31 protein-coding genes and 3 tRNA genes are annotated in these 25,638 nt (G+C 49.2%); 2 read left to right on the forward strand and 32 right to left on the reverse strand.

Translation table 11 applies throughout. The features are described 5' to 3' along the window. Nucleotides 1–6 precede the first annotated feature (6 nt). The 23 genes from rpmD to rpsL all read right to left on the reverse strand — a co-directional run bounded on the left by rpmD (nucleotide 7) and on the right by rpsL (nucleotide 11,872). Nucleotides 7–192, reverse strand: a complete 186-nt coding sequence (rpmD, locus tag OCH80_RS03580; protein WP_154546849.1) for a 50S ribosomal protein L30 — start codon at nucleotides 190–192, stop codon at nucleotides 7–9. Between the two features lie 11 nt (nucleotides 193–203). Then, nucleotides 204–716 carry a 30S ribosomal protein S5 gene (gene rpsE, locus OCH80_RS03585; protein WP_404537947.1) on the reverse strand — a complete coding sequence of 171 codons (513 nt, stop codon included), beginning with the start codon at nucleotides 714–716 and terminating at the stop codon, nucleotides 204–206. A gap of 16 nt (nucleotides 717–732) precedes the next feature. Next, complete coding sequence (gene rplR / locus OCH80_RS03590; RefSeq protein WP_404537948.1) at nucleotides 733–1,092, reverse strand: 50S ribosomal protein L18; 360 nt, start codon at nucleotides 1,090–1,092, stop codon at nucleotides 733–735. Nucleotides 1,093–1,114: 22 nt separating this feature from the next. Further along, nucleotides 1,115–1,645: a 50S ribosomal protein L6 gene (rplF, locus tag OCH80_RS03595; protein ID WP_302187757.1), complete on the reverse strand. Its 531-nt coding sequence runs from the start codon at nucleotides 1,643–1,645 to the stop codon at nucleotides 1,115–1,117. Between the two features lie 24 nt (nucleotides 1,646–1,669). Then, a complete protein-coding gene (rpsH, locus tag OCH80_RS03600; RefSeq protein ID WP_154546846.1) occupies nucleotides 1,670–2,068 on the reverse strand; it encodes a 30S ribosomal protein S8 in 399 nt (132 codons plus the stop codon). Between the two features lie 22 nt (nucleotides 2,069–2,090). Further along, nucleotides 2,091–2,276, reverse strand: a complete 186-nt coding sequence (locus tag OCH80_RS03605) for a type Z 30S ribosomal protein S14 (RefSeq protein WP_002878192.1) — start codon at nucleotides 2,274–2,276, stop codon at nucleotides 2,091–2,093. Between the two features lie 14 nt (nucleotides 2,277–2,290). Beyond that, entirely contained in the window at nucleotides 2,291–2,833 is a 543-nt protein-coding gene (rplE, locus tag OCH80_RS03610) for a 50S ribosomal protein L5 (protein WP_154546845.1), read from the reverse strand. 20 nt (nucleotides 2,834–2,853) lie between these two features. Then, nucleotides 2,854–3,093 (reverse strand): 50S ribosomal protein L24, encoded by a 240-nt coding sequence (rplX, locus tag OCH80_RS03615; protein WP_154546844.1) that lies wholly within the window; start codon nucleotides 3,091–3,093, stop codon nucleotides 2,854–2,856. Between the two features lie 16 nt (nucleotides 3,094–3,109). Then, on the reverse strand, nucleotides 3,110–3,478 hold the full coding sequence (gene rplN / locus OCH80_RS03620; protein WP_206987766.1) for a 50S ribosomal protein L14: 369 nt from the start codon (nucleotides 3,476–3,478) through the stop codon (nucleotides 3,110–3,112). A gap of 30 nt (nucleotides 3,479–3,508) precedes the next feature. Further along, a complete protein-coding gene (gene rpsQ / locus OCH80_RS03625; RefSeq protein WP_154546843.1) occupies nucleotides 3,509–3,775 on the reverse strand; it encodes a 30S ribosomal protein S17 in 267 nt (88 codons plus the stop codon). Nucleotides 3,776–3,793: 18 nt separating this feature from the next. Continuing rightward, nucleotides 3,794–3,991 carry a 50S ribosomal protein L29 gene (gene rpmC / locus OCH80_RS03630; RefSeq protein WP_154546842.1) on the reverse strand — a complete coding sequence of 66 codons (198 nt, stop codon included), beginning with the start codon at nucleotides 3,989–3,991 and terminating at the stop codon, nucleotides 3,794–3,796. After that, nucleotides 3,981–4,421 (reverse strand): 50S ribosomal protein L16, encoded by a 441-nt coding sequence (gene rplP / locus OCH80_RS03635; protein ID WP_154546841.1) that lies wholly within the window; start codon nucleotides 4,419–4,421, stop codon nucleotides 3,981–3,983. The genes rpmC and rplP overlap by 11 nt, the downstream gene beginning before the upstream one ends. Continuing rightward, a complete protein-coding gene (rpsC, locus tag OCH80_RS03640; RefSeq protein WP_154546840.1) occupies nucleotides 4,421–5,092 on the reverse strand; it encodes a 30S ribosomal protein S3 in 672 nt (223 codons plus the stop codon). The genes rplP and rpsC overlap by 1 nt, the downstream gene beginning before the upstream one ends. A gap of 16 nt (nucleotides 5,093–5,108) precedes the next feature. Next, on the reverse strand, nucleotides 5,109–5,462 hold the full coding sequence (rplV, locus tag OCH80_RS03645) for a 50S ribosomal protein L22 (protein WP_154546839.1): 354 nt from the start codon (nucleotides 5,460–5,462) through the stop codon (nucleotides 5,109–5,111). An 18-nt stretch (nucleotides 5,463–5,480) separates the two neighbouring features. Then, a complete protein-coding gene (rpsS, locus tag OCH80_RS03650) occupies nucleotides 5,481–5,756 on the reverse strand; it encodes a 30S ribosomal protein S19 (protein WP_154546838.1) in 276 nt (91 codons plus the stop codon). A gap of 17 nt (nucleotides 5,757–5,773) precedes the next feature. Continuing rightward, complete coding sequence (gene rplB, locus OCH80_RS03655) at nucleotides 5,774–6,610, reverse strand: 50S ribosomal protein L2 (RefSeq protein WP_154546837.1); 837 nt, start codon at nucleotides 6,608–6,610, stop codon at nucleotides 5,774–5,776. 16 nt (nucleotides 6,611–6,626) lie between these two features. Then, complete coding sequence (gene rplW / locus OCH80_RS03660; protein ID WP_154546836.1) at nucleotides 6,627–6,926, reverse strand: 50S ribosomal protein L23; 300 nt, start codon at nucleotides 6,924–6,926, stop codon at nucleotides 6,627–6,629. Further along, entirely contained in the window at nucleotides 6,926–7,543 is a 618-nt protein-coding gene (rplD, locus tag OCH80_RS03665; protein WP_404537955.1) for a 50S ribosomal protein L4, read from the reverse strand. Before rplD ends, rplW begins: the two co-directional genes overlap by 1 nt. A gap of 14 nt (nucleotides 7,544–7,557) precedes the next feature. After that, entirely contained in the window at nucleotides 7,558–8,187 is a 630-nt protein-coding gene (rplC, locus tag OCH80_RS03670) for a 50S ribosomal protein L3 (RefSeq protein WP_154546834.1), read from the reverse strand. 24 nt (nucleotides 8,188–8,211) lie between these two features. Next, a complete protein-coding gene (rpsJ, locus tag OCH80_RS03675; protein ID WP_008460094.1) occupies nucleotides 8,212–8,520 on the reverse strand; it encodes a 30S ribosomal protein S10 in 309 nt (102 codons plus the stop codon). A 341-nt stretch (nucleotides 8,521–8,861) separates the two neighbouring features. Beyond that, nucleotides 8,862–10,946: an elongation factor G gene (fusA, locus tag OCH80_RS03680; RefSeq protein ID WP_154546832.1), complete on the reverse strand. Its 2,085-nt coding sequence runs from the start codon at nucleotides 10,944–10,946 to the stop codon at nucleotides 8,862–8,864. Between the two features lie 33 nt (nucleotides 10,947–10,979). Then, nucleotides 10,980–11,450 (reverse strand): 30S ribosomal protein S7, encoded by a 471-nt coding sequence (gene rpsG / locus OCH80_RS03685; RefSeq protein ID WP_154546831.1) that lies wholly within the window; start codon nucleotides 11,448–11,450, stop codon nucleotides 10,980–10,982. Between the two features lie 14 nt (nucleotides 11,451–11,464). Next, nucleotides 11,465–11,872: a 30S ribosomal protein S12 gene (gene rpsL, locus OCH80_RS03690; RefSeq protein ID WP_008460088.1), complete on the reverse strand. Its 408-nt coding sequence runs from the start codon at nucleotides 11,870–11,872 to the stop codon at nucleotides 11,465–11,467. Between the two features lie 206 nt (nucleotides 11,873–12,078). Here rpsL and OCH80_RS03695 point away from each other — a divergent pair, with 206 nt between their 5' ends. Further along, nucleotides 12,079–12,681 carry a hypothetical protein gene (locus tag OCH80_RS03695; protein ID WP_404537959.1) on the forward strand — a complete coding sequence of 201 codons (603 nt, stop codon included), beginning with the start codon at nucleotides 12,079–12,081 and terminating at the stop codon, nucleotides 12,679–12,681. A gap of 62 nt (nucleotides 12,682–12,743) precedes the next feature. Here OCH80_RS03695 and rpoC read toward each other — a convergent pair whose 3' ends face one another. The 9 genes from rpoC to OCH80_RS03740 form a co-directional block, all read right to left on the reverse strand. Further along, a complete protein-coding gene (rpoC, locus tag OCH80_RS03700) occupies nucleotides 12,744–16,412 on the reverse strand; it encodes a DNA-directed RNA polymerase subunit beta' (protein ID WP_154546829.1) in 3,669 nt (1,222 codons plus the stop codon). 15 nt (nucleotides 16,413–16,427) lie between these two features. Continuing rightward, nucleotides 16,428–20,081, reverse strand: coding sequence for a DNA-directed RNA polymerase subunit beta (rpoB, locus tag OCH80_RS03705; protein WP_318282415.1), 3,654 nt, complete (start codon nucleotides 20,079–20,081; stop codon nucleotides 16,428–16,430). Nucleotides 20,082–20,290: 209 nt separating this feature from the next. Then, on the reverse strand, nucleotides 20,291–20,635 hold the full coding sequence (locus tag OCH80_RS03710; RefSeq protein WP_008460082.1) for a bacteriocin immunity protein: 345 nt from the start codon (nucleotides 20,633–20,635) through the stop codon (nucleotides 20,291–20,293). Nucleotides 20,636–20,651: 16 nt separating this feature from the next. Further along, entirely contained in the window at nucleotides 20,652–21,182 is a 531-nt protein-coding gene (locus OCH80_RS03715; protein ID WP_404537962.1) for a garvicin Q family class II bacteriocin, read from the reverse strand. Between the two features lie 159 nt (nucleotides 21,183–21,341). Further along, nucleotides 21,342–23,804, reverse strand: coding sequence for an ATP-dependent Clp protease ATP-binding subunit (locus OCH80_RS03720; RefSeq protein ID WP_404537964.1), 2,463 nt, complete (start codon nucleotides 23,802–23,804; stop codon nucleotides 21,342–21,344). A 66-nt stretch (nucleotides 23,805–23,870) separates the two neighbouring features. Further along, a complete protein-coding gene (locus OCH80_RS03725) occupies nucleotides 23,871–24,332 on the reverse strand; it encodes a GAF domain-containing protein (protein WP_404537966.1) in 462 nt (153 codons plus the stop codon). Nucleotides 24,333–24,490: 158 nt separating this feature from the next. Further along, a tRNA-Gly gene (locus OCH80_RS03730) sits at nucleotides 24,491–24,562 on the reverse strand. A 118-nt stretch (nucleotides 24,563–24,680) separates the two neighbouring features. After that, nucleotides 24,681–24,754, reverse strand: a tRNA-Pro gene (locus OCH80_RS03735). Between the two features lie 41 nt (nucleotides 24,755–24,795). Further along, nucleotides 24,796–24,867: transfer RNA gene (locus tag OCH80_RS03740), tRNA-Gly, on the reverse strand. Between the two features lie 133 nt (nucleotides 24,868–25,000). On the opposite strand from OCH80_RS03740, the gene OCH80_RS03745 reads away from it, so the two are divergent. Beyond that, nucleotides 25,001–25,612 carry a DUF5052 family protein gene (locus OCH80_RS03745; protein ID WP_302188564.1) on the forward strand — a complete coding sequence of 204 codons (612 nt, stop codon included), beginning with the start codon at nucleotides 25,001–25,003 and terminating at the stop codon, nucleotides 25,610–25,612. The last annotated feature ends 26 nt before the right edge of the window (nucleotides 25,613–25,638 follow it).

Consider the following 25,638-nt stretch of genomic DNA (forward strand, 5'->3'; position numbering starts at 1 on the left):
CTTGATTTAATCGTTAACTTCTTCTACAGAAATTAAGTGAGCAATTTTCATCAGCGCGCCACGAGTAGCAGCGTTGTCTGGTTGGACAACAGTACTGTTAACCTTGCCTAAGCCAAGAGCTTTAACAACCTTTTTTTGTTCAGGCAGACGGTGGGCAACACTTCTAGTTAAAGTAATCTTTAAATCTGTCATCTATAATCTCCCTAATCTTGCAAGCTCTTTGCGCCTTCGCGAAGCTTAAGAACATCTTCACGAGTCTTCAACTTCTTCAGGCCGTCAATAGTGGCACGAATTACGTTGATTGGAGTGTTTGAACCCAAAGACTTGGAAGTAACGTCGCCGACACCAGCCATGTCCATCACGATACGTACGGCACCACCAGCGGCAATACCTGAACCAGCTTCAGCAGGCTTAAGCATAACGTTACCTGAGCCATAGTGGCCAATTACTTCGTGAGGAATAGTAGTACCAACAGTTGGAACGAAGATCATGTTCTTCTTGCCGGCTTCTACTGCTTTGCGGATAGCTTCTGGAACTTCAGTAGCCTTACCAGTACCGAAGCCAACATGACCCTTCTTGTCACCAACGACAACTAAGGCAGCAAATCTTTGACGGCGACCACCCTTGACAACCTTGGTAATGCGGTTGATAGCAACCAATTGGTCTTCGATGTCGTCCTTGTTTCTACGATTTCTTGAATCGTTGCGGTTTGCCATGTGTTAATCTCCTTTCCTAGAATTCCAAGCCGTTTTCACGAGCTGCGTCAGCCAAAGCTTCTACACGACCGTGGTAGATGTAGCCACCTCTGTCGAATACAACTTCACTGATGCCCTTGGCCTTACCAGCTTCAGCAATGGCCTTGCCAACTTGCTTAGCTTGTTCTACCTTGGTTGCATCCTTTGAAACTGACTTATCTAAAGTTGAGGCACTTGCAAGCGTGACACCCGCTACGTCATCAATCAATTGAGCGTAGATGTTAGTGTTTGAACGGAAAACACTCAAGCGTGGGCACTCAGCAGTACCAGAAATCTTACCGCGAACACGTCCGTGGCGCTTTAAGCGCAACTTGTTTTTATCTGGTTTTGAAATCACAATTTCACCTCAAAATTTTCTATTACTTACCAGTCTTACCTTCCTTGCGGCGAACGAATTCGTCAACGTAGCGGATACCCTTGCCCTTGTATGGTTCAGGTGAACGTACGGCACGAATTTCAGCTGCAAATTGGCCGACTACTTGCTTTGAAATGCCTTCTACGGAGACGTCAGTTGCTGATGATGCAGAAACAGTAACGCCTTCTGGGGCCTTCATTTCAACTGGGTGTGAGTAACCAACGTTAAGAGTCAAGACGTTGTTCTTGACAGTTGCACGGTAACCAACACCGATCAGCTTCAAGTCCTTCTTGTAGCCCTTAACGACACCTTCGATCATGTTAGCCAGGTTGGCTCTCATAGTACCGTGAAGTGCCTTGTCGTTTTCGTTTGAACGTGAGAAGTGAATTTCACCATCTACTTCTTCAAACTTGATACGTGGGTCGAATTCTCTAGTCAATTCACCCTTTGGGCCCTTAACAGTAATTTCATCACCATTCTTGGTAACAGTGACACCTTCAGGGACCTTAATTGCTTTTAAACCAATACGGCTCATCTAGTTTCTCCTTCCTGTCAAGAATTACCAAACGTAGGCGATTACTTCGCCACCGATATGCTTTTCTCTAGCTTCCTTGTCGGTAAGGATACCAGCTGAAGTTGAGACAATTGCAATACCCAAGCCGTTCAATACCTTTGGCAGGTTGTCGGCTGATACGTAGTTTCTCAAGCCTGGCTTTGAGATACGCTTCAAACCGGAGATAACGCGTTCGCCGTTTGGACCGTACTTCAAGAAGACCTTGATCACACCTTGCTTGCCGTCTTCAGTTACTTCGTAATCCTTGATGAAGCCTTCTTGCTTAAGAATTTCCGCAAGTGACTTCTTAATGTTTGATGCAGGGATTTCTACTGAATCATGCTTAGCCATGTTGGCGTTTCTGATTCTAGTCAAAAAGTCTGCGATTGGGTCAGTCAATACCATCTATGCTATCCTCCTTACCGATTTACCAGCTAGCCTTCTTAAGACCAGGAATTTGGCCTTTGTGTCCCAATTCCTTCAAGCAAATGCGGCACAAACCAAACTTGCGGTAAACTGAGTGTGGACGACCACAACGTTCGCAGCGAGTGTATTCACGTGAAGAAAACTTTGCAGGACGGTGATTTCTTACCTTTTGTGATGTCTTAGCCATGTATGTCCTCCAAATTACTTAGCAAATGGCATGCCAAATTGAGTCAAAAGTTCACGAGCTTCTTCATCAGTTTGAGCAGTAGTTACGATAACGATATCCAAACCTCTGGTACGGTTAACCTTATCGAAGTCGATTTCTGGGAAGATCAATTGTTCCTTGATACCCAAAGTGTAGTTGCCACGGCCGTCAAATGAACGAGTTGAAACACCACGGAAGTCACGAACACGTGGAAGGGATACGTTGATCAGCTTGTTCAAGAAGTCGTACATTCTGTCGCCTCTAAGAGTTACCTTAGCACCGATAGACATGCCTTCACGCAAACGGAAGTTGGCGATTGACTTCTTAGCCTTAGTGATCAAAGGCTTTTGACCTGAGATCAAAGTCAATTCTTCAACAGCTTCGTCAAGGTTCTTAGCGTTGGCAACGGCGTCACCAACACCCATGTTCAAGACGATCTTGTCGATCTTTGGCACTTGCATGCTTGAAGTGTAGTTGAACTTCTTAGTCAATGCAGGAGCGATTTCTTCGTTGTATTTAGTTGCAAAACTATTAGCCATTAGTGTCCTCCTTCCCTAAATTAGTCCTTGTTGCTTTCAGCTTTAGCAATAACTTTTACGTTGGAAGCGTGAATTGAACCTTCAGTTTCAACTACGCCACCGTTAGCGTTGGCAGCAGATGGCTTGGTAGCCTTCTTGATCATGTTAACGCCCTTAACGACAACGCGGTTCTTCTTAACGTTTACTGAAAGTACAGTACCTTCCTTGCCCTTTTCTGAGCCGGCAATTACCTTTACCTTGTCACCAGTTTTTACGAACATTCGCTTAACTCTCCTTTTACAATACTTCAGGGGCAAGTGAAACGATCTTCATGAAGTCCCCTTCACGGAGTTCACGTGCAACTGGCCCGAAAATACGAGTACCACGAGGGCTCTTGTCAGCGTTGATGATAACAGCTGCGTTTTCGTCAAACTTGATGTATGAACCATCAGCACGGCGAGCGCCTGACTTAGTTCTAACGATAACGGCCTTAACGACGTCACCCTTCTTTACAACACCACCTGGCGTTGCTTGTTTAACAGCTGCGACAACAATGTCACCGATGTTACCGGTCTTGCGCTTGGAACCGCCCATAACGCGGATAACCAGCAATTCACGTGCACCGGAGTTGTCAGCTACCTTCAAACGGCTTTCAGTTTGAATCACTATTAAATCCTCCCTTAGCTAATCCGCAAATTAAACAGATTTCTTTACAATATCAACCAAGCGGAAACGCTTAGTACGTGATAATGGACGGGTTTCCATGATACGAACAATGTCGCCTACCTTGGCTTCGTTGTTTTCGTCCATAGCGTAAAACTTCTTTGAGTAACGAGTACGCTTGCTGTAAACAGGGTGGTTCTTGTAGGTGTCAACTACAACAACGATAGTCTTGTCCATCTTGTCTGAAACAACGCGGCCTTGGTATACGTGGCGACGGTTTCTTTCATTTGATTCGCTCAAGTTAGTATCTCCCTTCCACTAGTTTTGTTCTAATTCTTTTTCGCTCAATACAGTCTTGATACGAGCGATGTTCTTACGGACTTGGCTCAAGCGAGCGGTGTTTTCTAATTGACCGGTAGCTTGTTGGAAACGCAAGTTGAACAATTCTTCCTTGTATTGCTTTTCCTTTGCCAACAATTCATCAGCTGATAATGCTCTGATTTCCTTAGTCTTCATTAGATGCGCCACCTACTTCCTGGTCTTTCTTAACGAACTTGCACTTGATTGGAAGCTTGCTTGCTGCGAGGCGCATAGCTTCACGAGCAGTTTCTTCTGAAACGCCACCAATTTCGAACAAGATCTTTTCTCTCTTAACTACGGCTACCCAACCTGCTGGTGCACCTTTACCGGAACCCATACGTACACCAACACCCTTGGCAGTGTATGACTTTTGAGGGAAGATTCTGATCCAAACCTTACCGCCACGCTTCATGTAACGAGTCATAGCGACACGGGCAGCTTCGATTTGACGGTTGGTAATCCAGTGAGATTCTTGTGCTTGCAGACCGTATTCACCGAAAGCGATGGTCTTGCCACCCTTGGCAGCACCACGCATCTTACCACGGAATTCACGACGGTGTTTTACACGCTTTGGTACTAAAGGCATTACTTGTTACCTCCCTTTGAACGCTTAGCAGGTTGATTCTTGCGACCTGGCAAAATTTCGCCACGGTTGATCCAAACCTTAACACCGATTTCGCCATAGGTAGTAAATGCGTTTACCCATGCGTAGTCGATGTCAGCTCTTAAAGTATGAAGTGGAACACTGCCTTCAGTGTGCCATTCACGACGAGCCATGTCGGCACCGTTCAGACGGCCGGCAGTTTGAATCTTCACACCCTTGGCACCAGCACGCATAGTACGTTGTGCAGCTTGACGGCTGGCACGACGGAATGCGATACGAGCTTCAAGTTGACGAGCGATGCTGTCAGCAACGAGCTTGGCGTCAAGATCAGGCTTCTTGATTTCAACGATGTTGATGTGAACTTGCTTGTTAGTCAAAGCGTTGATTTCCTTGTTCAAGGCTTCAACTTCAGCGCCGCCCTTACCGATAACCATACCAGGACGAGCGGTGTGGATAGCGATGTTAACGCGGTTTGCAGCACGTTCGATTTCTACAGTTGATACGGAGGCATCCTTCAACTTTTCATCGAGGAACTTTCTGATGCGAAGGTCTTCGTTTAAAGTTTCTTTGTAGCCTCTTGCAGCGTACCATTTAGCTTCCCAGTCGCGGTTGACACCCAGACGGAAACCAATTGGGTTAATCTTTGAACCCATTCAAATACCTCCCTAATTAATCGTTCAATTCTGAAACTACAACAACTACGTGGCTAGTTCTCTTGTTGATTGGAGAAGCTGAGCCCTTAGCCCGTGGACGGAATCTCTTCAAAGTAGCACCTTCGTTTACGTAAGCTTCTGATACGTAAAGGTTTGCACTTTCAAGATCGTAGTTGTGTTCTGCGTTGGCAACTGCTGAACGCAGAACCTTTTCAACGATTGGGGAAGCAGCTTTTGGCGTAAACTTCAAAATTGCCAATGCTTCAGCAACGCTCTTACCCCGGATCAAGTCGACAACGAGACGAGCCTTTCTTGGGGCGATGCGAACAGTTCTTGCTTCAGCTCTAGCTGAACTAATTTGTTCTGCCATTTATTGTTTCTCCTTCCTTTACTTAGTAGCCTTGTCGTCAGTCTTGTGACCGCGGAAGGTTCTAGTTGGTACGAATTCGCCCAGCTTGTGACCTACCATGTCTTCAGTAACGTAAACTGGAACGTGCTTTCTACCGTCGTAAACAGCGATAGTCAACCCTACAAAAGAAGGGAAAATAGTTGAACGACGTGACCAAGTCTTGATAACTTGCTTCTTTTCAGCAGCTTGTTGTTCGTCAACCTTCTTCAAAAGGTGGGCGTCTGCGAAAGGACCCTTTTTAATACTACGGCTCATTGATTTACCCCCTTCTCTTACTTGCGACCCTTACGGTGACGGATGATTAACTTCTCGCTAGCCTTCTTGGTGTCTCTAGTCTTGATACCACGTGACTTCTTGCCCCATGGAGTCATTGGTTGAGGACGACCAACAGGTGCCTTACCTTCACCACCACCGTGTGGGTGGTCGTTAGGGTTCATTACGGAACCACGAGATTGTGGACGCTTGCCCATCCAACGTGAACGACCAGCCTTACCGATGTTGATCAGTGAGTGTTGTTCGTTGCCGACTTCACCAACAGTTGCACGGCATTCTGAAAGAATTTCGCGAACTTCGCCGGATTGCAGACGAACTTGAGTGTACTTGCCGTCAACACCAACTACCAGAGCTGAAGTACCAGCACTACGAGCAACTTGGCCGCCCTTGCCTGGCTTCAATTCGATGTTGTGGATTGCCGTACCAGTTGGGATGTTCTTCAATGGAAGTGCGTTACCAACCTTGATGTCGGCGTTTTCGCCTGATTCTACGAAAGCACCTACTTCCAAGCCCTTAGGAGCCAGGATGTAAGCCTTGGTACCATCAGTGTAGTGGAGCAATGCGATGTTAGCTGAACGGTTTGGGTCGTATTCAATTGCGACAACCTTAGCCTTAGCGTTGTCCTTAACACGCTTGAAATCGATGATACGGTATTGTTGCTTGTGACCACCACCACGGTGTCTTACAGTAATGTGACCGTATGAGTTGCGACCTGCAGTCTTTGACTTAGAAGCAAGCAAAGTCTTTTCAGGCTTTGACTTAGTGATTTCTGCAAAGTCAGAAGAAGTCATATTACGACGACCGTTTGATGTTGGCTTGTAAACTTTAATAGCCAATTGACTGACCTCCTAATTACTTTTCTTCGTTTTCGTCTTTGAAAATCTTGATGTCGTTTGAGTCTTCAGTTAAAGCGACGATCGCCTTTCTGCGACGAGCGGTGTTGCCGAAGTAACGACCAACGCGCTTTTGCTTGCCGCGAACGTTCATGATGTTCACAGACTTAACCTTAACATCGAAGATTTCTTCGATAGCGTCACGTACTTGAGTCTTGGTAGCAGTTAAGGCCACGTCGAAAGTGTACTTCTTGCTGTCCATCAAGTCAGTTGACTTTTCAGTGATAACAGGTCTTAAGATAATGTCGCGTGCGTCCATTAAGCCAATACCTCCTCAATCTTCTTAACGTCGTCTTGAGTCATAACGAGCTTGTCGTAGTTGACAACATCTTCTACGTTCAAGCTGTTTACCGGAACAACCTTAACCTTTGGCAAGTTCTTAGCTGAAAGTTGAACGTTCTTGTCGTCTGAAATAACCAGAACCTTGCCTTCAAGCTTCAGGCCGTTCAAGATTGCAACGAAGTCCTTAGTCTTTGGAGCTGCCAGAGTCAGCTTGTCCAAAACTACCAGGTTTTGGTCCAAAACCTTTTGGGACAGAACTGACTTGATAGCCAACCGGCGTTGCTTTCTTGGCATGCTGTAAGCGTAGGAACGTGGAGTAGGCCCAAAGACGATACCACCGCCGCGCCATTGTGGAGCACGGATAGAGCCTTGACGAGCACGACCAGTACCCTTTTGTCTCCAAGGCTTCTTGCCGCCGCCGCGAACAGCGGATCTGTTTCTCACCTTTGAGGTACCTTGACGCTTGCCAGCTCTTTGTCTGATGATTGCATCAAAAACAACAGCTTCGTTTGGTTCAACGCTGAATACGTTGTCGTTCAAAGCAACTTCGCCAGCTTGGTTGCCGTTTTGATCCATAAGTTTGAAATTAGTCATTCGAGTCCTCCTTCCTAGTCGTTAGCCTTTGAAGCTGACTTAACAACGATCAATGAGTTCTTAGCACCAGGTACGTTACCCTTGATCATCAAAACATTCTTGTCAGCTACAACCTTTTCTACTACTAAGTTTTCAATAGTAACAGTCTTCACGCCCATGTGACCTGGCAACTTCTTGCCCTTTGGCACGCGGTTGATGATTGAACCCATTGAACCTGGGATTCTGTGGTAGCGTGAGCCGTGAGTTTCTGGGCCACGTGATTGGTGGTGACGCTTGATGTTACCTTGGTAGCCATGACCTCTTGAAGTACCAGTAACGTTGACAACGTCACCTTCCTTGAACGTATCCACAGTAACTTCTGAGCCGACTTCATAGTCCTTAAGCTCAACACCGCGGATTTCCCGAATGAAGCGCTTAGGTGAAGTCTTTGCCTTTGCAGCATGACCTTGTTCTGGCTTGTTGCTCAAAACTTCACGCTTGTCTTGGTAGCCCAATTGAACTGCTTCGTAACCGTCGTTTTCAACAGTCTTAACTTGCAAAACAACGTTAGGAGTTGCTTCAATAACAGTTACTGGAACAAGGATACCGTCTTTAGTGAAGATTTGAGTCATGCCAACTTTTCTTCCTAAGATTCCTTTGGTCATGATTACACCTCTTTCTATTTAAAATTAAAGCTTGATTTCGATGTCTACACCGCTTGGCAGGTCGAGCTTCATCAATGAGTCAACCGTCTTTGGGGTTGGGTTCAAGATGTCGATCAACCGCTTGTGGGTCCGCATTTCGAATTGTTCACGTGAGTCCTTGTTCTTGTGTGGTGAACGCAGAACAGTGAACAAAGTTCTTTCAGTTGGAAGTGGAACTGGACCTGAGATTTCAGCGCCAGTCCGCTTTGCAGTGTCCACAATCTTTGCTGCAGATTCATCGAGAATGCTGTGTTCGTATGACTTCAGTCTGATACGAATCTTTTCGTTTGCCATCTAATTACCTCCTATACGTCTTCTTTAAATAAGATGACTAGCTCGGCGAAAATTCCCTGCACACCACTGTGGCAATGCAGCCTGGTGTGCCGCAACCTTCCGCGTCTAAGCTACTTACGATTTCTGCGTCTGGGGGATACTTATCCCTCGAACGCACTTGTAATAGTATAAGGCCTAAATCCTTAAATAGCAAGGGTTTTGGCCAATTTTTTTGGAAAAAAACATAAAAAAAGAGCCGCTGGATTTATCAGCGACTCGATTAAAACTTGCGTTTTATTTTGATTTTATCTGCCTTATATTAAGGAAGATTTGTTAAGCGTCTCGAAGCTGAGACTTGGAAACTAGGCGTTGCCGCCGCGCTTCTTGATGATTTCAGCTTGGATTGACTTAGGACATGGTGAGTAGTGGTCCATAACCATCGTGAAAGTACCACGGCCTTGAGTTGATGAACGCAGGGTGGTTGCGTAGCCGAACATTTCGGACAATGGAACCATCGCGTTGATAACCTTGGCACCGGCACGGTCAGTCATACCTTCCATTTGGCCACGACGGGCAGTAATTGAGCCCATAACGTCACCGAGGTATTCTTCTGGAGCGATGACTTGAACCTTCATGATTGGTTCAAGAACAACAGCACCAGCCTTTGAAGCAGCGTTCTTCAAAGCGAGTGATGCGGCAACCTTGAAGGCAGCTTCAGATGAGTCGACTTCGTGGTATGAACCGTCGTACAGCTTAGCCTTAACGTCGATCAATGGGTAACCAGCCAGAACGCCGTTCTTCATGGCTTCTTGCAGACCTGCGTCAACTGATGGGATGTATTCACGAGGAACGACACCACCGACGATTGCGTCTTCGAATTCGTAGCCTTCGCCTGGGTTTGGAGTAAATTCGATCCAAACGTCACCGTATTGACCCTTACCACCAGATTGACGAACGAACTTACCTTGAGCCTTAGCTGGTTGAGTGAAGGTTTCACGGTAGGCAACTTGTGGTTCACCGATAGTCGCTTCAACGTTGAATTCGCGCTTCATACGTTCAACCATGATGTCCAAGTGAAGTTCACCCATCCCGGAGATCAAAGTTTCACCAGTTTCTGGGTTGGTTTCAGCACGGAAGGTTGGGTCTTCTTCAGTCAGCTTTTGCAAAGCAACGTCCATCTTGTCACGGTCGGCCTTTGACTTAGGTTCAACTGAAACTTGGATAACTGGAGCAGGAATGTCCAGGCTTTCCAGAATCAATGGGTGGTCTGGGTCAGTCAAAGAGTCACCAGTAGTGGTGTTCTTCAAACCGATGGCACCAGCGATGTCACCTGAGAAGACTTCTGGAATTTCAGTCCGTGAGTTGGCGTGCATTTGCAACAGACGACCAACACGTTCACGTTGGTTCTTAGATGCGTTCAAAACGTATGAACCTGATTGCAATGAACCAGTGTAGACACGGATGAAGGTCAAACGACCAACGAATGGGTCAGTAGCGATCTTGAAGGCCAAAGCTGCGAATGGCTTGTTGTCGTCAGCCAGCAGTTCAACTTCGTTGCCGTCCTTGTCGTGAGCAACGTATGGCTTAACGTCAAGTGGTGATGGCAGGTAGTCGATCACGCCGTCAAGCATCATTTGCACACCCTTGTTCTTGAAGGCTGAACCAGCAAAGACTGGGAAGGCCTTCAGGTCCAAAGTTGCACGGCGCAAAGCAGCCTTAAGTTCTTCGTTAGTGATTTCTTCACCGCCAAGGAACTTTTCCATGATGTCGTCGTCAACTTCAGCGATCTGTTCGATCATTTCTTCACGACGGCTTTCAGCTTCTTCCTTGTATTCGTCAGGAACTGGAATAGTGTCCCAGTTTGAGCCAAGCTTATCTTCGTCGTAAACGTCGGCAACCATGTCGAACAGGTCGATCACGCCTTCGAATTGGTCTTCAGCACCGATAGGCATTTGAACGGCGATGGCGTTGGCGTTCAGACGTTCGTGCAAAGTCTTGACTGAGTAGTCGAAGTTGGCACCGATCTTGTCCATCTTGTTAACGAAGACGATCCGTGGAACACCGTAGTTTTCAGCTTGACGCCAAACGTTTTCAGTTTGTGGTTCAACACCTGATTGGGCGTCCAGAACAGTAACGGCACCGTCAAGGACACGCAGTGAACGTTCAACTTCGATAGTGAAGTCAACGTGCCCTGGGGTGTCGATGATGTTGATCCGGTAGTTCTTCCATTGCGCAGTAGTGGCAGCGGAAGTGATCGTGATCCCACGTTCCTTTTCTTCGTCCATCCAGTCCATTTGTGAGTCACCTTCGTGAGTTTCACCAATCTTGTGGATCTTACCAGTGTAGTAAAGGATACGTTCAGTAGTAGTGGTCTTACCGGCGTCGATGTGCGCCATGATACCGATATTGCGAGTCTTCTCTAATGAGAATTCACGTTTGTTAGCCATAATTATTTATCTCCTTAGATAACGAACACTAGATTAGAAACGGTAGTGAGCGAAGGCACGGTTGGCTTCTGCCATACGGTGCACGTCTTCACGCTTCTTAACGGCTGAACCAGTGTTGTTTGAGGCATCGATCAATTCGTTTGCCAAACGTTCATCCATAGTGTGTTCGTTACGCAGGCGGGAGTATGAAACGAGCCAACGCAATGCCAAAGTAGTTTGTCTTTCTGGACGAACTTCTACAGGAACTTGGTAGTTAGAACCACCGATACGGCGAGCCTTAACTTCCAAAACTGGCTTAACGTTGTTCATAGCTTCTTCAAAGACTTCCATTGGTTCCTTGCCAGTCTTGTCCTTGATGATTTCAAAAGCATCATACAAGATTGATGAAGCTTGAGCTCTCTTACCATCCTTCATCAAGTGGTTGATCAGCTTAGTAACCAGCTTTGAGTTGTAAACTGGGTCTGCTAAAACGTCTCTCTTTGAAACATGACCTTTTCTTGGCATTATTTAGTCCTCCTTTAACCCTTCTTAGCGCCGTACTTAGAACGACCTTGCTTTCTGCCGTCAACACCAGCAGTGTCGAGCGCGCCACGAACGATGTGGTAACGTACACCAGGAAGGTCCTTTACACGGCCCCCACGAATCAGAACAACTGAGTGTTCTTGCAGGTTGTGGCCTTCACCTGGGATGTAGGCAGTAACTTCAGTCAAGTTGGACAGACGTACACGAGCGTACTTACGCAAAGCTGAGTTAGGCTTCTTTGGCGTCATAGTACCGACACGGGTAGCAACCCCACGCATTTGTGGTGCTGGGTTGAAGACTTGTTCCTTCTTCATGCTGTTGTAGCTGTAGTTCAAAGCTGGTGACTTTGACTTAGTCGTCTTTGAGTGACGGCCTTTTCTAACCAATTGATTAATGGTTGGCATTAACTAGTTCCTCCTAAAATTAATTATCATTTTGTTCACATATCCGGGAGTTTCTTTTTATTCACGTTCCGGACTAATCTTCAAAACATACATCTGATATTGTACTCCAAATATCTGTCAAAGCAAAGCTTTTTCCAAAAACTTTTTCCGCGCTTTTTTCGGTAAAAAACGGTTAAAAATGCGTACTAGTAAGTGAGGTGATAAAAATGACAATTCTTTTAACATTTATGCTTGGCCTGTCGGCGGCGCTCGCGGCCGCGGCCTTTTATTGGAAGTACCTGGCTGATGAAGCAATTGCTGCTCTTGACTTGACGGATTTTTCCACTGCAAAAAAACGGCTGCAGCTGAGCCTTCCTTTTGGCCTGGCCATCGGCTGCTGCCTGGTCCGGCAGAATTATGTTTCCTGCTCCTTGCTGGCCTGCGACCTGACTTTCTTTTTCTTTCTCAGCCTCCTGGCTACCAGTGATGCCTTTGAGAATTCCTACCTGACCGTGCTGCTGCTCCCACCGCTAGCCCTGGCCTTCAGCCGGCACTTGTTTCTGCCGCTGAATCCTGCCGGTGTCCTCTCTGCCCTGCTGCTGCTCTTCCTCCTGGTCGGCCTGGCCTTTCTGGAAAAAATAGGCAGCGGCGACGTCTGGTTCTACGCGATCATCGCCGCTGCCCTTTCGCCGCTCACGGCCACGAGAACCCTGCTGTCCGGCTGCCTGCTCTGTCTCTTGGTCAACTTAACGGATTGGCGCTTGCATGAGCCGTTGCCTTTTTTGCCCTATCTTTTCGTCGGCTTGGGCATTCAGGCGCTGATTTTCTGACAACAAAAAAGACGCCTTTCGGCGTCTTTTTGACTAATCACTAGCTTTTGAAACTGCAGCGTTTAGTTATTGCTTTCTTCTTTGTTGTCTTCGTCTTTCATTTGCTTTTCAAGATCAGCAATTGAGTAGACGGAATCAGGCTGTTGGACATCAGCTTGTGGTTCTTCGTTGCGGTAGATTGGCATGCCAGTCCCGGCAGGAATGATCTTACCGATGATGACGTTTTCCTTAAGCCCCAACAATGGGTCGTTCTTGCCACGGATTGAAGCGTCAGTCAGAACGCGGGTAGTTTCCTGGAATGATGCGGCTGACAGGAAACTGTTGGTTTCCAGGGCAGCCTTGGTGATCCCGAGGATGTCCGCTTGGGCAGTAGCTGGGATGCCACCGCTGATGATAACGTCACGGTTGCGGTCACGGAATTCAGCGATATCCATGACTTCACCTGGCAGGATGTTGGTTTCGCCTGGGTCAAGCACGCGAACCTTTTGCAGCATTTGTCTGGTCAAGACTTCGGCATGCTTGTCGGCCAGGTCAACACCCTGAGTCCGGTATGACTTCTGAACTTCGGCCAAGATGTATTCTTCAGTGGTCAAAGTGTCGGTTACCTTGATCAATTCCTTAGGGTCGATAGAACCTGGGATCAGCTTGTCACCACGGTGGATGACATCGCCAACCTTAACGGCTGGCTTAGCCGTGTAAGGAATAGTGTAGCTTCTGGTATCGATCTTGCCCTTAACGGTGATTTCTTGCAAGTGTTCAGCCGCGTTGCTTTCGATTGAGTCAACAACGCCGTCAACTTCAGAGATGATCGCGCGACCCTTAGGGTTGCGGGCTTCAAACAATTCTTGAACACGAGGAAGACCCTGAGTGATGTCTTCTGCACCGGCAACACCACCGGAGTGGAAAGTCCGCAGAGTCAGCTGGGTACCTGGTTCACCGATTGATTGTGCGGCAACGGTCCCGACTGCTTCACCGATTTCAACTTCTTCGCCAGTAGCCAGGTTGCGGCCGTAGCACTTCCGGCAAACGCCGTGTGAAGTGTTGCAAGTCAGGATTGAGCGGATTTGAACTTCCTTGACGCCAGCATCGCAAATCTTGTGGGCCATTTCTTCGTCCATCAAAACGCCCTTGCCGCAGATGATTTCCCCGGTGTTAGGGTCCTTGACTGAACGGTTGGTGAAACGGCCAACCAAACGGTCGTAGAGAGATTCGATCAAGCCGGCATCCTTGTCCACGATTGCCCGGGCAGTGATGCCGCGGTCAGTGCCACAGTCATCTTCACGAATGATGACGTCCTGGGCAACGTCGACCAGACGACGGGTCAGATAACCAGACTGGGCGGTCTTCAAGGCCGTGTCAGTCATCCCCTTGCGGGCACCGTGAGTGGACATGAACAGTTCCAGAACGGTCAAGCCTTCCTTGAAGTTTGAAATAACTGGGATTTCAAACAGCTCACCTGATGGAGTAGCCATCAAGCCACGCATACCAGCCAGCTGGGTAAAGTTGGAGATGTTACCACGGGCACCAGACTGCTGCATGACTGAGATTGGGTTGCGAGGGTCGTTGAATTCAGCAATTTCCTTTTGAACTTCGTCCTTGCATTCAGTCCAGATTCTGATGACGTTGTCGTGACGTTCCTTGTCTGACAGCTGACCGTGACGGAACATCTTGGAAACCTGCTTAACCTGCTTGCGGGCCTTGGCAACCAAAGCATCCTTGGTCTTGGTTTCAGGAACGTCGGCCATACCGATGGTCAAGCCGGAGATGGTTGAAGCGGTGTAGCCCATTTCCTTCAAGTCGTCCAGGTATTCTGAAGTCCGCTGTACCCGGTAGCGCTTGTAGATTTCGGAAATCGTGTCGCCCAGGAAGCCCTTCTTGAATGGCGTGTTTACCAAGTCGTCAGCCACTTCGGCAATCTTTTCGTGGATGTCTTGGCCTGGTTCCAGGAAGTACTTGTCATCCATCGGACCAGTCAAGTTGGCCTTGGTTGGCTCGTTCAAGTAGAAGTAGTCGTCTGGGTACAGTGAGTTGAAGACCAAACGGCCGTAAGTAGTTACGAAGACTGAGTCTTCGCGGCCTGCTGGCCAGCGCTTCTTAGGCATTGATGATGCTGAAATACCAATGATGGTGTGGTAGTGAATGTCGCCGTTAGCGTAAGCAACAGTTGCTTCGTTTGGAGTAGCGAAGATCATGCCTTCGCCTTCACGGCCCTTTTCAGCTTGGGTCAGCCAGTAGTTGCCCAAAACAATGTCCTGTGAAGGAGTAACGATTGGGGTACCGTCCTTTGGAGTCAAGATGTGGTGGGCAGCCAGCATCAGCAAGCGTGATTCAGCTACGGCTTCATCTGACAAAGGAACGTGGATGGCCATCTGGTCACCGTCGAAGTCGGCGTTGTAGGCTTCACAAGCCAGTGGGTGCAAGCGCAAAGCCTTGCCTGGCACCAGAACTGGCTCGAAGGCTTGAATTGACAGCCGGTGCAGGGTAGGTGCCCGGTTCAAAAGAACTGGACGTTCCTTGATGACGTATTCCAATACGTCCCAGATGTCGTCGTCTTCACGGTCAATCTTGCGCTTGGCGTTCTTGATGTTGGAAGCAATGCCCCGGCGAACTAGTTCACGCATCACGAATGGCTTGAACAGTTCCAAAGCCATTGGCCGCGGAACGCCGCATTGGTAAAGCTTCAACTTAGGTGAAACGTCGATAACTGAACGGCCTGAATAGTCAACACGCTTACCAAGCAGGTTTTGACGGAAACGACCTTGCTTACCCTTCAGCATGTGTGAGATTGACTTCAGTGGCCGGTTGCCTGGGCCGACAACAGGACGGCCGCGGCGGCCGTTGTCGATCAAAGCGTCAACGGCTTCTTGCAGCATTCTCTCTTCGTTTTGGACGATCAAGCTTGGCGCGTGCATGTCCAAAAGCTTCTTCAGACGGTTGTTCCGGTTGATTACCCGGCGGTACAAGTCGTTCAAGTCGGAAGTAGCGAAACGGCCACCTTCCAATTGCACCATTGGCCGCAAGTCTGGTGGAATGACTGGGATAGCTTCCATGACCATCCATTCAGGCTTGTTGCCGCTGTTCTTGAAGGCATCCAGGATGTCCAAGCGGCGGATCGCGCGGGTCCGCTTTTGCCCCTTCAAAGTCTGCAGCTCGGTCTTGAGCTCAGCAACTTCCTTGTCCAGGTCAACTTGCTTGAGCAGGTCGCGGATGGCTTCCGCCCCCATCTTAGCCACGAAGCGGTTGCCGTACTTGGCCCGTTCTTCACGGTATTCAGCTTCAGTCAGCAATTGCTTGGCTTCCAGGCCAGTGTCGCCTGGATCAATGACAATGTAGGCCGCGAAGTAGATAACTTCTTCCAATTGCTTTGGAGATACGTCCAAAACCAGGCCCATTCTTGATGGAATCCCCTTGAAGTACCAAATGTGGGTTACTGGAGCGGCAAGTTCGATGTGGCCCATGCGTTCACGGCGAACGTGTGAAGAAGTAACTTCAACCCCGCAGCGGTCACAAACGATGCCCTTGTAGCGAACGCCCTTGTACTTGCCACAAGCACAGGCGTAGTCCTTGGTTGGCCCAAAGATGCGTTCATCAAACAAGCCATCTTTTTCTGGTTTTAAAGTACGGTAGTTGATGGTTTCTGGCTTCTTAACTTCACCATAAGACCAGCTTCTGATCTTGTTTGGTGATGCCAAACCAATCTGCATACTATCAAACTTATTTACGTCGATCAAAGTTTAACCTCCCAATTACTTAGAAGCTTTGTCGTCAGCTTCATCTACCGGCTCTGCTTCCACGGCTGACGCGTCGTCAGCTGCGGCATCGTCGTCTGAATCTGCTGCCATTTCAGCTTCTTCTTCGGCTAACTTCTTCTTTTCTTGCGCTTCGGCAAGGCGAGATAAAGTATCGATGTTGACATGTTCATTTGAGTCTTCGTCCATGTCGCGCAATTCAACTTCCTTGTGGTCAGCATCCAAAACGCGCAGGTCCAGGCCCAATGACTGCAGTTCCTTGACCAAAACTCTGAATGATTCAGGAACGCCTGGCTTAGGAATTCTTTCGCCCTTAACGATGGCTTCGTACGCCTTGACACGACCCACAACGTCGTCTGACTTGTAAGTCAGGATTTCCTGCAGGGTGTAAGCGGCACCGTAAGCTTCAAGAGCCCAAACTTCCATTTCACCGAAACGCTGGCCACCGAATTGCGCCTTACCACCCAAAGGCTGTTGGGTAACAAGTGAGTAAGGCCCGATTGACCGCGCGTGGATCTTGTCGTCAACCATGTGAGTCAGCTTCAAGTAGTACATCACGCCGACTGACACGCGGTCGTGGAATGGCTCACCAGTCCGGCCGTCGTAAAGAACAGTCTTCCCGTCTGAGTCCAAACCGGCCTTCTTGACGATGTCCCAAACGTCATCTTCGTCAGCCCCATCAAAGACTGGCGTAGCAACGTGGATCCCCAAGGCACGGGCTGCCCGGCCCAAGTGGAGTTCCAGCAGCTGCCCAATGTTCATACGTGATGGGACACCCATTGGGTTCAAGCAGATATCAACTGGCGTACCGTCTGGCAGGTAAGGCATATCTTCAACTGGTGCTACCAAGGCAACAGTACCCTTGTTACCGTGACGACCGGACATCTTGTCCCCAACTTGGATCTTTCTCTTTTGCACGATGTAGACCCGGACCAGGGTATTGACGCCTGGAGCAAGCTCATCGCCGGCTTCGCGGGTAAAGACTTGTACGTCTTGTACGACACCGCCGCCGCCATGTGGCACCTTCAATGAAGTGTCGCGGACTTCACGGGCCTTTTCGCCAAAGATGGCGTGGAGCAGTCTTTCTTCGGCGCTCAGTTCGGTAATCCCCTTTGGGGTAACCTTGCCGACCAGGATGTCGCCGTCGTGAACTTCAGCACCAATCCGGATAATCCCGTTTTCGTCCAAGTCCTTCAAAGCATCTTCACCGACGTTAGGAATTTCCCGGGTGATTTCTTCAGGCCCAAGCTTAGTATCACGGGCTTCTGAGTCATAGTCTTCAATGTGGATTGAAGTATAGACGTCATCCTTAACCAAGCGTTCGCTCAGCATAACCGCGTCTTCGAAGTTGTACATGTTCCAAGTGGTGAAGGCGATGACTGGGTTTTGCCCCAAGGCCAGTTCGCCATCAGCCATTGATGGACCGTTGCCGATAACTTGACCGGCAACCACCTTTTCACCGCGCTTGACGTTTGGCGTTTGGTTGTAGTTCTTAGTGGCGTTTGACCGGCGGTACTTTTCAAGCTTGTAGACGTCCAAAGTGTCATCATCGCGGCGAACGCGGATTTCGTTGGCGTCAACGTATTCTACGGTACCAGCTGCTTCAGCAAGCAGGGCGTCGCCAGAGTCGTGGGCTGAACGGTATTCCATCCCAGTCCCAACCAGTGGGCCGTGCGGGTTGATCAAAGGAACCGCCTGACGTTGGTGGTTGGCCCCCATCAAGGCACGGTTGGAGTCGTCGTTTTCCAGGAATGGGATACATGCTGAAGTTACTGAAACGACTTGCTTAGGAATAACGTCCATGTAGTCGATCTTGTCTGGAGTAACTTCGACGTTGTCTTCGCGCTGACGGCAAAGGATCACGTCATCAACGAAGGAGCCATCTTCGTTCAAAGGAGTGTTGGCCCCAGCGATGATGTAGTTGTCTTCAACATCGGCAGTCAAGTAGTCGATCTTGTCGGTAACCTTGTGGGTCTTCCATGAAACTCGGCGGTATGGGGTTTCCAAAAAGCCGTACTTGTTGATGATGGCGTAAGTAGCCATTGAGTTGATCAAACCGATGTTAGGACCTTCTGGCGTTTCAATTGGGCACAGACGGCCGTAGTGAGTGTAGTGAACGTCACGGACTTCGTAGCCGGCACGGTCACGTGACAAACCACCAGGCCCCAAGGCTGACATCCGGCGCTTGTGCGTCAATTCACCCAGTGGGTTGTTCTGGTCCATGAACTGGGACAGCTGTGATGAACCGAAGAATTCCTTGATTGAGCCAACGATTGGCCGAATGTTGATCAATTGTTGTGGCGTAACGGTTGCAGCGTCTTGAATTGACATCCGTTCGCGAACGACCCGTTCCATCCGGGCCAGACCGATGCGCATTTGGTTTTGCAGCAGCTCACCGACACGACGGATCCGGCGGTTGCCCAAGTGGTCGATGTCGTCAACGTCGCCAACGCCTTCTTGGAGTTCCAGGAAGTAGTTGACGGCAGCGATGATATCCGCAGGCTGGATGCACTTCACATCTTCGCTGATGTGGCCGTTTGAAATCAGCTTGATTTCACGGTCAGGGATTTCACGTGAGAAGACCTTGACTTCTTGAACGGTGATTGGCTCAGGAATGGCCCCTTCTTCTGAAGGCGTGTAGGTAACAGTCTTGAAGTCGTCACGGTCCAGGTAGTCCTTGAGGACGTCCATGATTTCGTTGTTGACCACAGTCCCCTTGGCAGCCAGAACTTCCCCAGTATCCGGATCAGCCAGAGTTTCAGCCAGAGTGTAGCCCAGCAGACGGTTCTTCAGGCTCAGCTTCTTGTTGACCTTGTAGCGGCCAACGGCAGCGAGGTCGTAGCGGCGTGGGTCAAAGAAGCGTGATACCAAAAGACTGCGTGATGAGTCAGTCGTCTTTGGTTCACCTGGGCGCAGGCGGTCGTAGATGTCCTTCAAGGCTTCAGCGACGCGGCTGTCAGCTGGGTTCTTGTGAACGTCCTTGTCCAAAGTCAGGTCCAGCGTGTCGCTGTCGCCAAACATCTGCTTGATTTCATCGTCTGAGCCAAAGCCCAAAGCCCGAACCAGGACAGTCAATGGCAACTTACGGGTCCGGTCAACGCGGACGTAAGAAACGTTCTTGGCGTCAGTTTCAAATTCCAGCCATGCCCCACGGTTAGGAATGACAGTGGTGCCAAAGATTTGGCGGCCGTTCTTGTCAACTTCGCCGTTGTAGTAAACGCCTGGGGATCTAACCAATTGTGAAACGATAACTCTTTCAGCACCGTTGACGATGAAAGAGCCTGACTTGGTCATCAGCGGCAAGTCGCCGAAGAAGACGTCTTGAGTCTTGATTTCGCCAGTTTCGTGGTTGGTCAGCTTCAGGGTTACATGCATTGGAGCTGAGTAAGTAGCATCATGCTTACGTGCCTCATCTACAGTGTACTTAGGTTCTTGAAGCTTGTAGTCAACGTATTCCAAAGTCAAGCGGCCAGAAACGTCGCTGATTGGCAGAATATCGTCAAAGACTTCCTTAATGCCGTGGTCAAGGAACCACTTGTATGATTCAGTTTGGACGTCGGTCAGATTTGGCAGCGGCAGGATTTCTTTGATCCGTGAGAAACTGCGTCTGGTCCGGTGTTGTCCGTAATTAACTACGTGTCCGTTTAGCAAGGAAAACATCCTTTCTATCCTGTTGAAGAAAGCAAATATTACATTTGTGTTACAATTTCAAAAAGCTGTGATTTTGAGCATAAAAAAGACAAAAACGACGCATCGTTTTTGTCTCTATCATTTTACTGGACAATATTTCAGTAAAATCCTGAACTTCAGCCTTTTAAATCGCCCAATATTGTACCACTATTTTTAAAGAAGCGCAAGTCCTAGCGGCCGCTAAAAAGCATGGCTGCCTGGGTGGCCAGACCAACCCCGGTGAGCTGGTAGCCGCCAGCCGTAATATTCCAGAAAATCTGCTTGCCTTGCGGACTGAGCTGGGATTTGATCGCGACCGGCTCTAAAGCGATCCGCAAGTCCCGCATCACCTTGCCCAGGTAGACCTTCTGTTCCAGCTGCTGCTTAGCTTCCAGCAGGGCCTCCCGCTCTTCTCTTGGCATTTCGTCGTAAAGAGCGTCGATGATGTCGCTATAAAGTAGGATCCGCCCGTCAGTCTTCTTGCTTGCTTCTTGTTCTGCCTTAGCAGCTTCAGCTTTTTTCTTCTTGCCAAACATAATCTGCCTCCAAAAATTATCTTCTTCCGTTAATGAAATCTTGATAAGCTTTTGTTTTTTCAGCACCAGAAATCCAACCACCACCGAGTGAAGACTCCACTCCATTTCTGAAGATGTCAAACACTGCTTGTGCAGGTGATTTTGTTACTACATAGTGCCAACCACCTTTTTTATCACGGTACCAATAACCATTTGCACCATACGCAACTGGCTTGGGACGCGATGTGCTTTTTTTACTTTTTGCTCTTGCAAGCGAGATTGTAGGAACAGATTGATCAACTTCAACATTGTAGTCAGCTAATTCTTTATTGACAGTATCAACCACTTGCTGTAATTCTGCAAGCTTTTCTGAAGATACATTCGTACCTTCTGGAACACTTACGACAAACTTGTGATTGGCAATCTTGACATACTTAGAGAGTTCACTCTCTAAGTTTGGTGATACTGTCTGTGTGCTGTCACTCGCGTTAACAATTGATGGACTTACTGCAAGTCCTAAACTTATAGCAGCTATTAACGTTACAACGATTTTTCTTGAGCTTTTCATTTATATCCTCCTAATACACTCAAAACTAATTTACGAGGTAAATTCTAGGCTTGTAGAGGTAATATTAGAAGGAAAAAACACAAGCTTTATAAAAACGTAACAAATGTGTAATATCAGCTAAAACACATAAAAGACAAGTTAGCACCTTAGCAGTTCAGCTTATCCCTTGATCTTTTCACCAGTTTGGGCCTTGACGATTGCAAATCTGAGCTTGCCGCCTCTGGCGCCAACTTTGATCGTATCGCCGCTCTTCAGTTCTTCGCTGACGATGTACTCAGCAATTTGATCTTCCACTTGGTCTTGGATAGTCCGGCGCAGCGGCCGCGCCCCCATTTCTGGATTGTAGCCGTCCTTGGCCAGCTGATCCAAGGCCGCTGGAGAAATCTTCAGCGTGATCTGCTGCTTGGCCAGACGGGTTACCAGCTTCTTGGTCAGGAGGCTGACGATTGCCCGCAATTGCTTTGGCTGCAGCGGCTCAAAGATGATTTTTTCATCGATTCTGTTCAAGAACTCAGGCCGGAAGAAATCCTTAGTGGCTTTCTTAACCTTGTCGGCAATGACCTTGGACTGGTCTTCCTGCACGCTGGCAAAGCCCACGTGACTGTCTGATTCCAGACTTCTTGACCCCAGGTTGGACGTCATGATGATGATCGTGTTTCTGAAGTCGATCTTGCGGCCCAGCGAGTCGGTCATAAAGCCTTCGTCCAGTACTCTCAGCAAGACATTGAAGATTTCCGGATTGGCCTTTTCAACTTCGTCAAGCAGAACGACTGAGTAAGGGTGCTCGCGGACCTTGTTGGACAGCTGGCCGCCTTCCTCATAGCCGACATATCCTGGCGCAGAGCCGATCAGCTTGGATGAGGCTTCCTTGTCCATGTATTCAGACATATCCACGCGGACGATGCTGTCTTCTGAGCCAAAAACGGCTTCCGCGACAGCCTTGGCCAGTTCGGTCTTGCCGACCCCGGTTGGTCCCAGGAAGAGGAAGGAGCCGATTGGCCGGTTCTCATCCTTCAGACCGGACCGGGAACGGCGAATGGCCTTGGCCACGGCAGAAACTGCCGCGTCTTGGCCGATGACCCGCTCATGCAGAATCGTTTCCAGGTTGGCCAAGCGCTTGTTTTCGCTGGTCTTAAGCTGGGTAACCGGAACGCCGGTCCAAATTGAAACGACCTTGGCCACGTCTTCTGGGCCAACGACAGCCCGCTTGCTCATCTTGCCTTCCAGCTTGGCGGCAACGGCCGCCCGTTTCTGCCGCAATCGCTGCTCTTCATCGCGCAGGCTGGCGGCTTCATCGAAGTTCTGCTTGGCCGCGGCATCGTTCTTCTTCTTTAACGTCCGGTTGATTTCCAGATCCAATTCTGCCAGCTCCTTGTCTTCACCGGTGTCATTCGCCAATTTCACGGCGGCACTGGCTTCATCGATCAGGTCGATGGACTTGTCTGGCTGGAAGCGGTCAGCAATGTAGCGGGTCGAAAGGTCAACCGCGGCCTTTAAGGCTTCTTCTGACAAGGCTACTCGGTGGTAGTCCTCGTACTTGTCTTTAATCCCTTCCAGGATCTTCACGGTCTCCTCATCATTTGGCGCGTCCAGGCGAACAAGCTGGAAGCGGCGGACAAAGGCCTGGTCCTTTTCCATGTGCTTGCGGTATTCTTCATAAGTCGTCGCCCCAATCAGCTGGATGTCGCCTCTGGCCAAAGCTGGCTTTAAGGTGTTGGAGGCGCTCATGGCCCCTTCCGCGTCCCCGGCCTTGACCAAGGAATGGATTTCATCCACAAACAGGATTACGTTCTTGCTGGCAGAGACTTCCTTGATCAAGCGGTCCAGCCGCTCTTCAAATTCGCCCCGGTAGCGGGTTCCGGCCACCATGCTGTTGACATCCAATGAAACGACCCGCTTGCCCTGCAGATCCCGCGGCACCTGCTTGGCCACGATCTCGCTGGCCAAAGCTTCCGCGACCGCCGTCTTGCCGACGCCAGGCTCCCCTACTAGCAGTGGGTTGTTCTTGGTCCGGCGGGACAGGATCTGGATGACGCGCTGGAGCTCACGCTCACGGCCAATGACCGGGTCAATTTGCCCCTCACGCGCCCGCTGGTTGAGGTCCGTTCCATACTTGTCCAGAGTCGGGGTGCTCGACTGGCCCCGGCTGCTGTCGCTGACGGCCTGTCCGCCTTCATTTGCAGTCTGGCCAACGTTGTTGGCATCATCGATCTCATCACGCAGGCTGTTCAAGTCCACGTCCAGGTTTCGCAGGATCATGGCTGACAGAACCTGCTCACTGGAAATCAAAGCCAACAGAATGTCAGTCGTTTCAATCTCCTTGCTGTGACGCATTTCAGAATTGCGCTTGGCGTAATCCAGCGCCAGAGTCAAGCGCGGCGAAAATTCCATGTAGTTGGCACTGGCTGCTGATCCGTAGCCCGTGTAGCGCTCGATTTCCTCGCGTACCGCGGTTGGCGTCACGCTCATGGTCCGGAGAATCTTTCCGGCCTTTCCTTCGCTCTCAATCACCAAGGCCAGCAGGACGTGCTCGGTCCCGATCAGCCGGTGGTGGAAGCTCCTGGCTTGTTCCTCGGCAATTTCCAGCACTTGATTGCTGCTATTGCTGTATGAATTTTGCATAAAAACACCGCCTTTAAAAATCAGTCCATCATGGACTTTTTTGCTTGTGATGACAAAGATTCAGACTTATTCGCCTAAAACGAAGCCGGCAATCTCTTCCAAATACTTCTGGTCAGTTTCGTCGAAATTGTCTTTGGCCGTAGAGTCAAAGTCGTAGACGCCCCAAAGACTCCCATCCTTGTGGAAGATTGGCACGACGATCTCAGAGTTAGAAGCGCTGTCGCAGGCAATATGGCCTGGGAAGGCGTGGACGTCTGGCACGATCTGGGTTGCTTCCTCCTCAGCCGCGGTCCCGCAGACGCCCTTGCCAATGGCAATATGCACGCAGGCCGGCTGCCCCTGGAAAGGCCCCAGGATCAGCTCGCCCTTTTCAAAGCGGTAGACGCCGGCAAAGTTAACCTTCTTCAGAGCGTGAAAAAGCAGGGCGGAAACGTTGGCCACATTGGCAATCCAGTCGCTTTCACCGGCAGTCAGGGCTTCTGCCTGCTTAACTAGTAATTCATATTCTTCTTTGCTTGCTGCTGGCATGTTTATCTCCTTAGTAGATCAATTTCCACTTATTATAGCAAAACACTGACCAAAAGCCGCATAATAACTCTTCCCGGCTTCTTTCCTTAAATATAGAAGAAAACTCGAAAAAAGTGCAAAGAAAAAGACCCGCTCTTCAGCGAGTCTTGGCTATCGCAAGCGGAAGACGGGATTCGAACCCGCGACCCCCACCATGGCAAGGTGATGTTCTACCACTGAACTACTTCCGCGATACAATTATTAGTTTACCAAAAAGCTGTCTTTTTGCAAGAGGTCCCGGGAAAAAAGTTAAAAAAGTCAAAGAAAAAAGCGTGGCAAGCATGCCGCGCTTTGATCACACATTGGCTATCGGGAATGCAGGATTTGAACCTGTGACCTCTACGTCCCGAACGTAGCGCTCTACCAAACTGAGCTAATTCCCGGAAAAGAAAAGGCCCGCCGTCAAGCAAGGCCTGATGCGGAAAGCGGAAGACGGGATTCGAACCCGCGACCCCCACCATGGCAAGGTGATGTTCTACCACTGAACTACTTCCGCAATACATCTATTAGGATAATCAAAGTCAGCCCATTTGGCAAGGGCTTTTTTCACTTTTCAGCAAAAAGAATGCGGTAAACTAGACGTAAAGATGTGATACCCGAGAAATGCAAAGCAGAGAAAGGAAAAAAACATGAAGAAATTGCAAAAATTCCTGCCACTCCTGGCCATCTTGGCTCTCGTCCCCTTACTGGCCGCTTGCTCCAAGATCAGCGACTACACCTTGGATCTACGGTCACAATTGACCGGGATCCCCTTCACGGTATCAACCTATGACTTCAACGGCCAAAAGATTGACCAGATCAAGGCCAAGTCCGTCCATATTGAAACCTATAAGCCAATGAGCAAGAAGACCAGCGATGGCAGCGAGCAGTCCAAGGTCATCGACGTTGAATACGGCGGCCACCAGATGATCCACGTAGGCTCCAGCCTGATTGCCAACGAAGGTTTGAAGAACTACGAGGATACTTTTTCAAAGAAAGTGACGATCAAGGACAACCAGCGCTCCATCCCCGTCCTGTCCATCATGTACAACAACTTCCGCAATGACTGGGCCAGCAAGGGCAAGGTGATCATGGTCCGCTCCCAGGCAGGGATGCCAATCGCCGTATATGCCGGCAACAGCGTCCGCGTCAGTGCCACTGACATGCCGTCGACTACTAAGATCAACGTTGATGGCCACCGCCTGTTCATTTACCGTTGCGACTACTCTATTTATGATATGTCGACTGTCAAAAACATGTAGAACAAATCACAGTTAATCCACACCCC

Source organism: Lactobacillus sp. 23-2 (genome assembly GCF_044902225.1).
In the GTDB taxonomy this organism is placed as follows: domain Bacteria; phylum Bacillota; class Bacilli; order Lactobacillales; family Lactobacillaceae; genus Lactobacillus; species Lactobacillus absianus.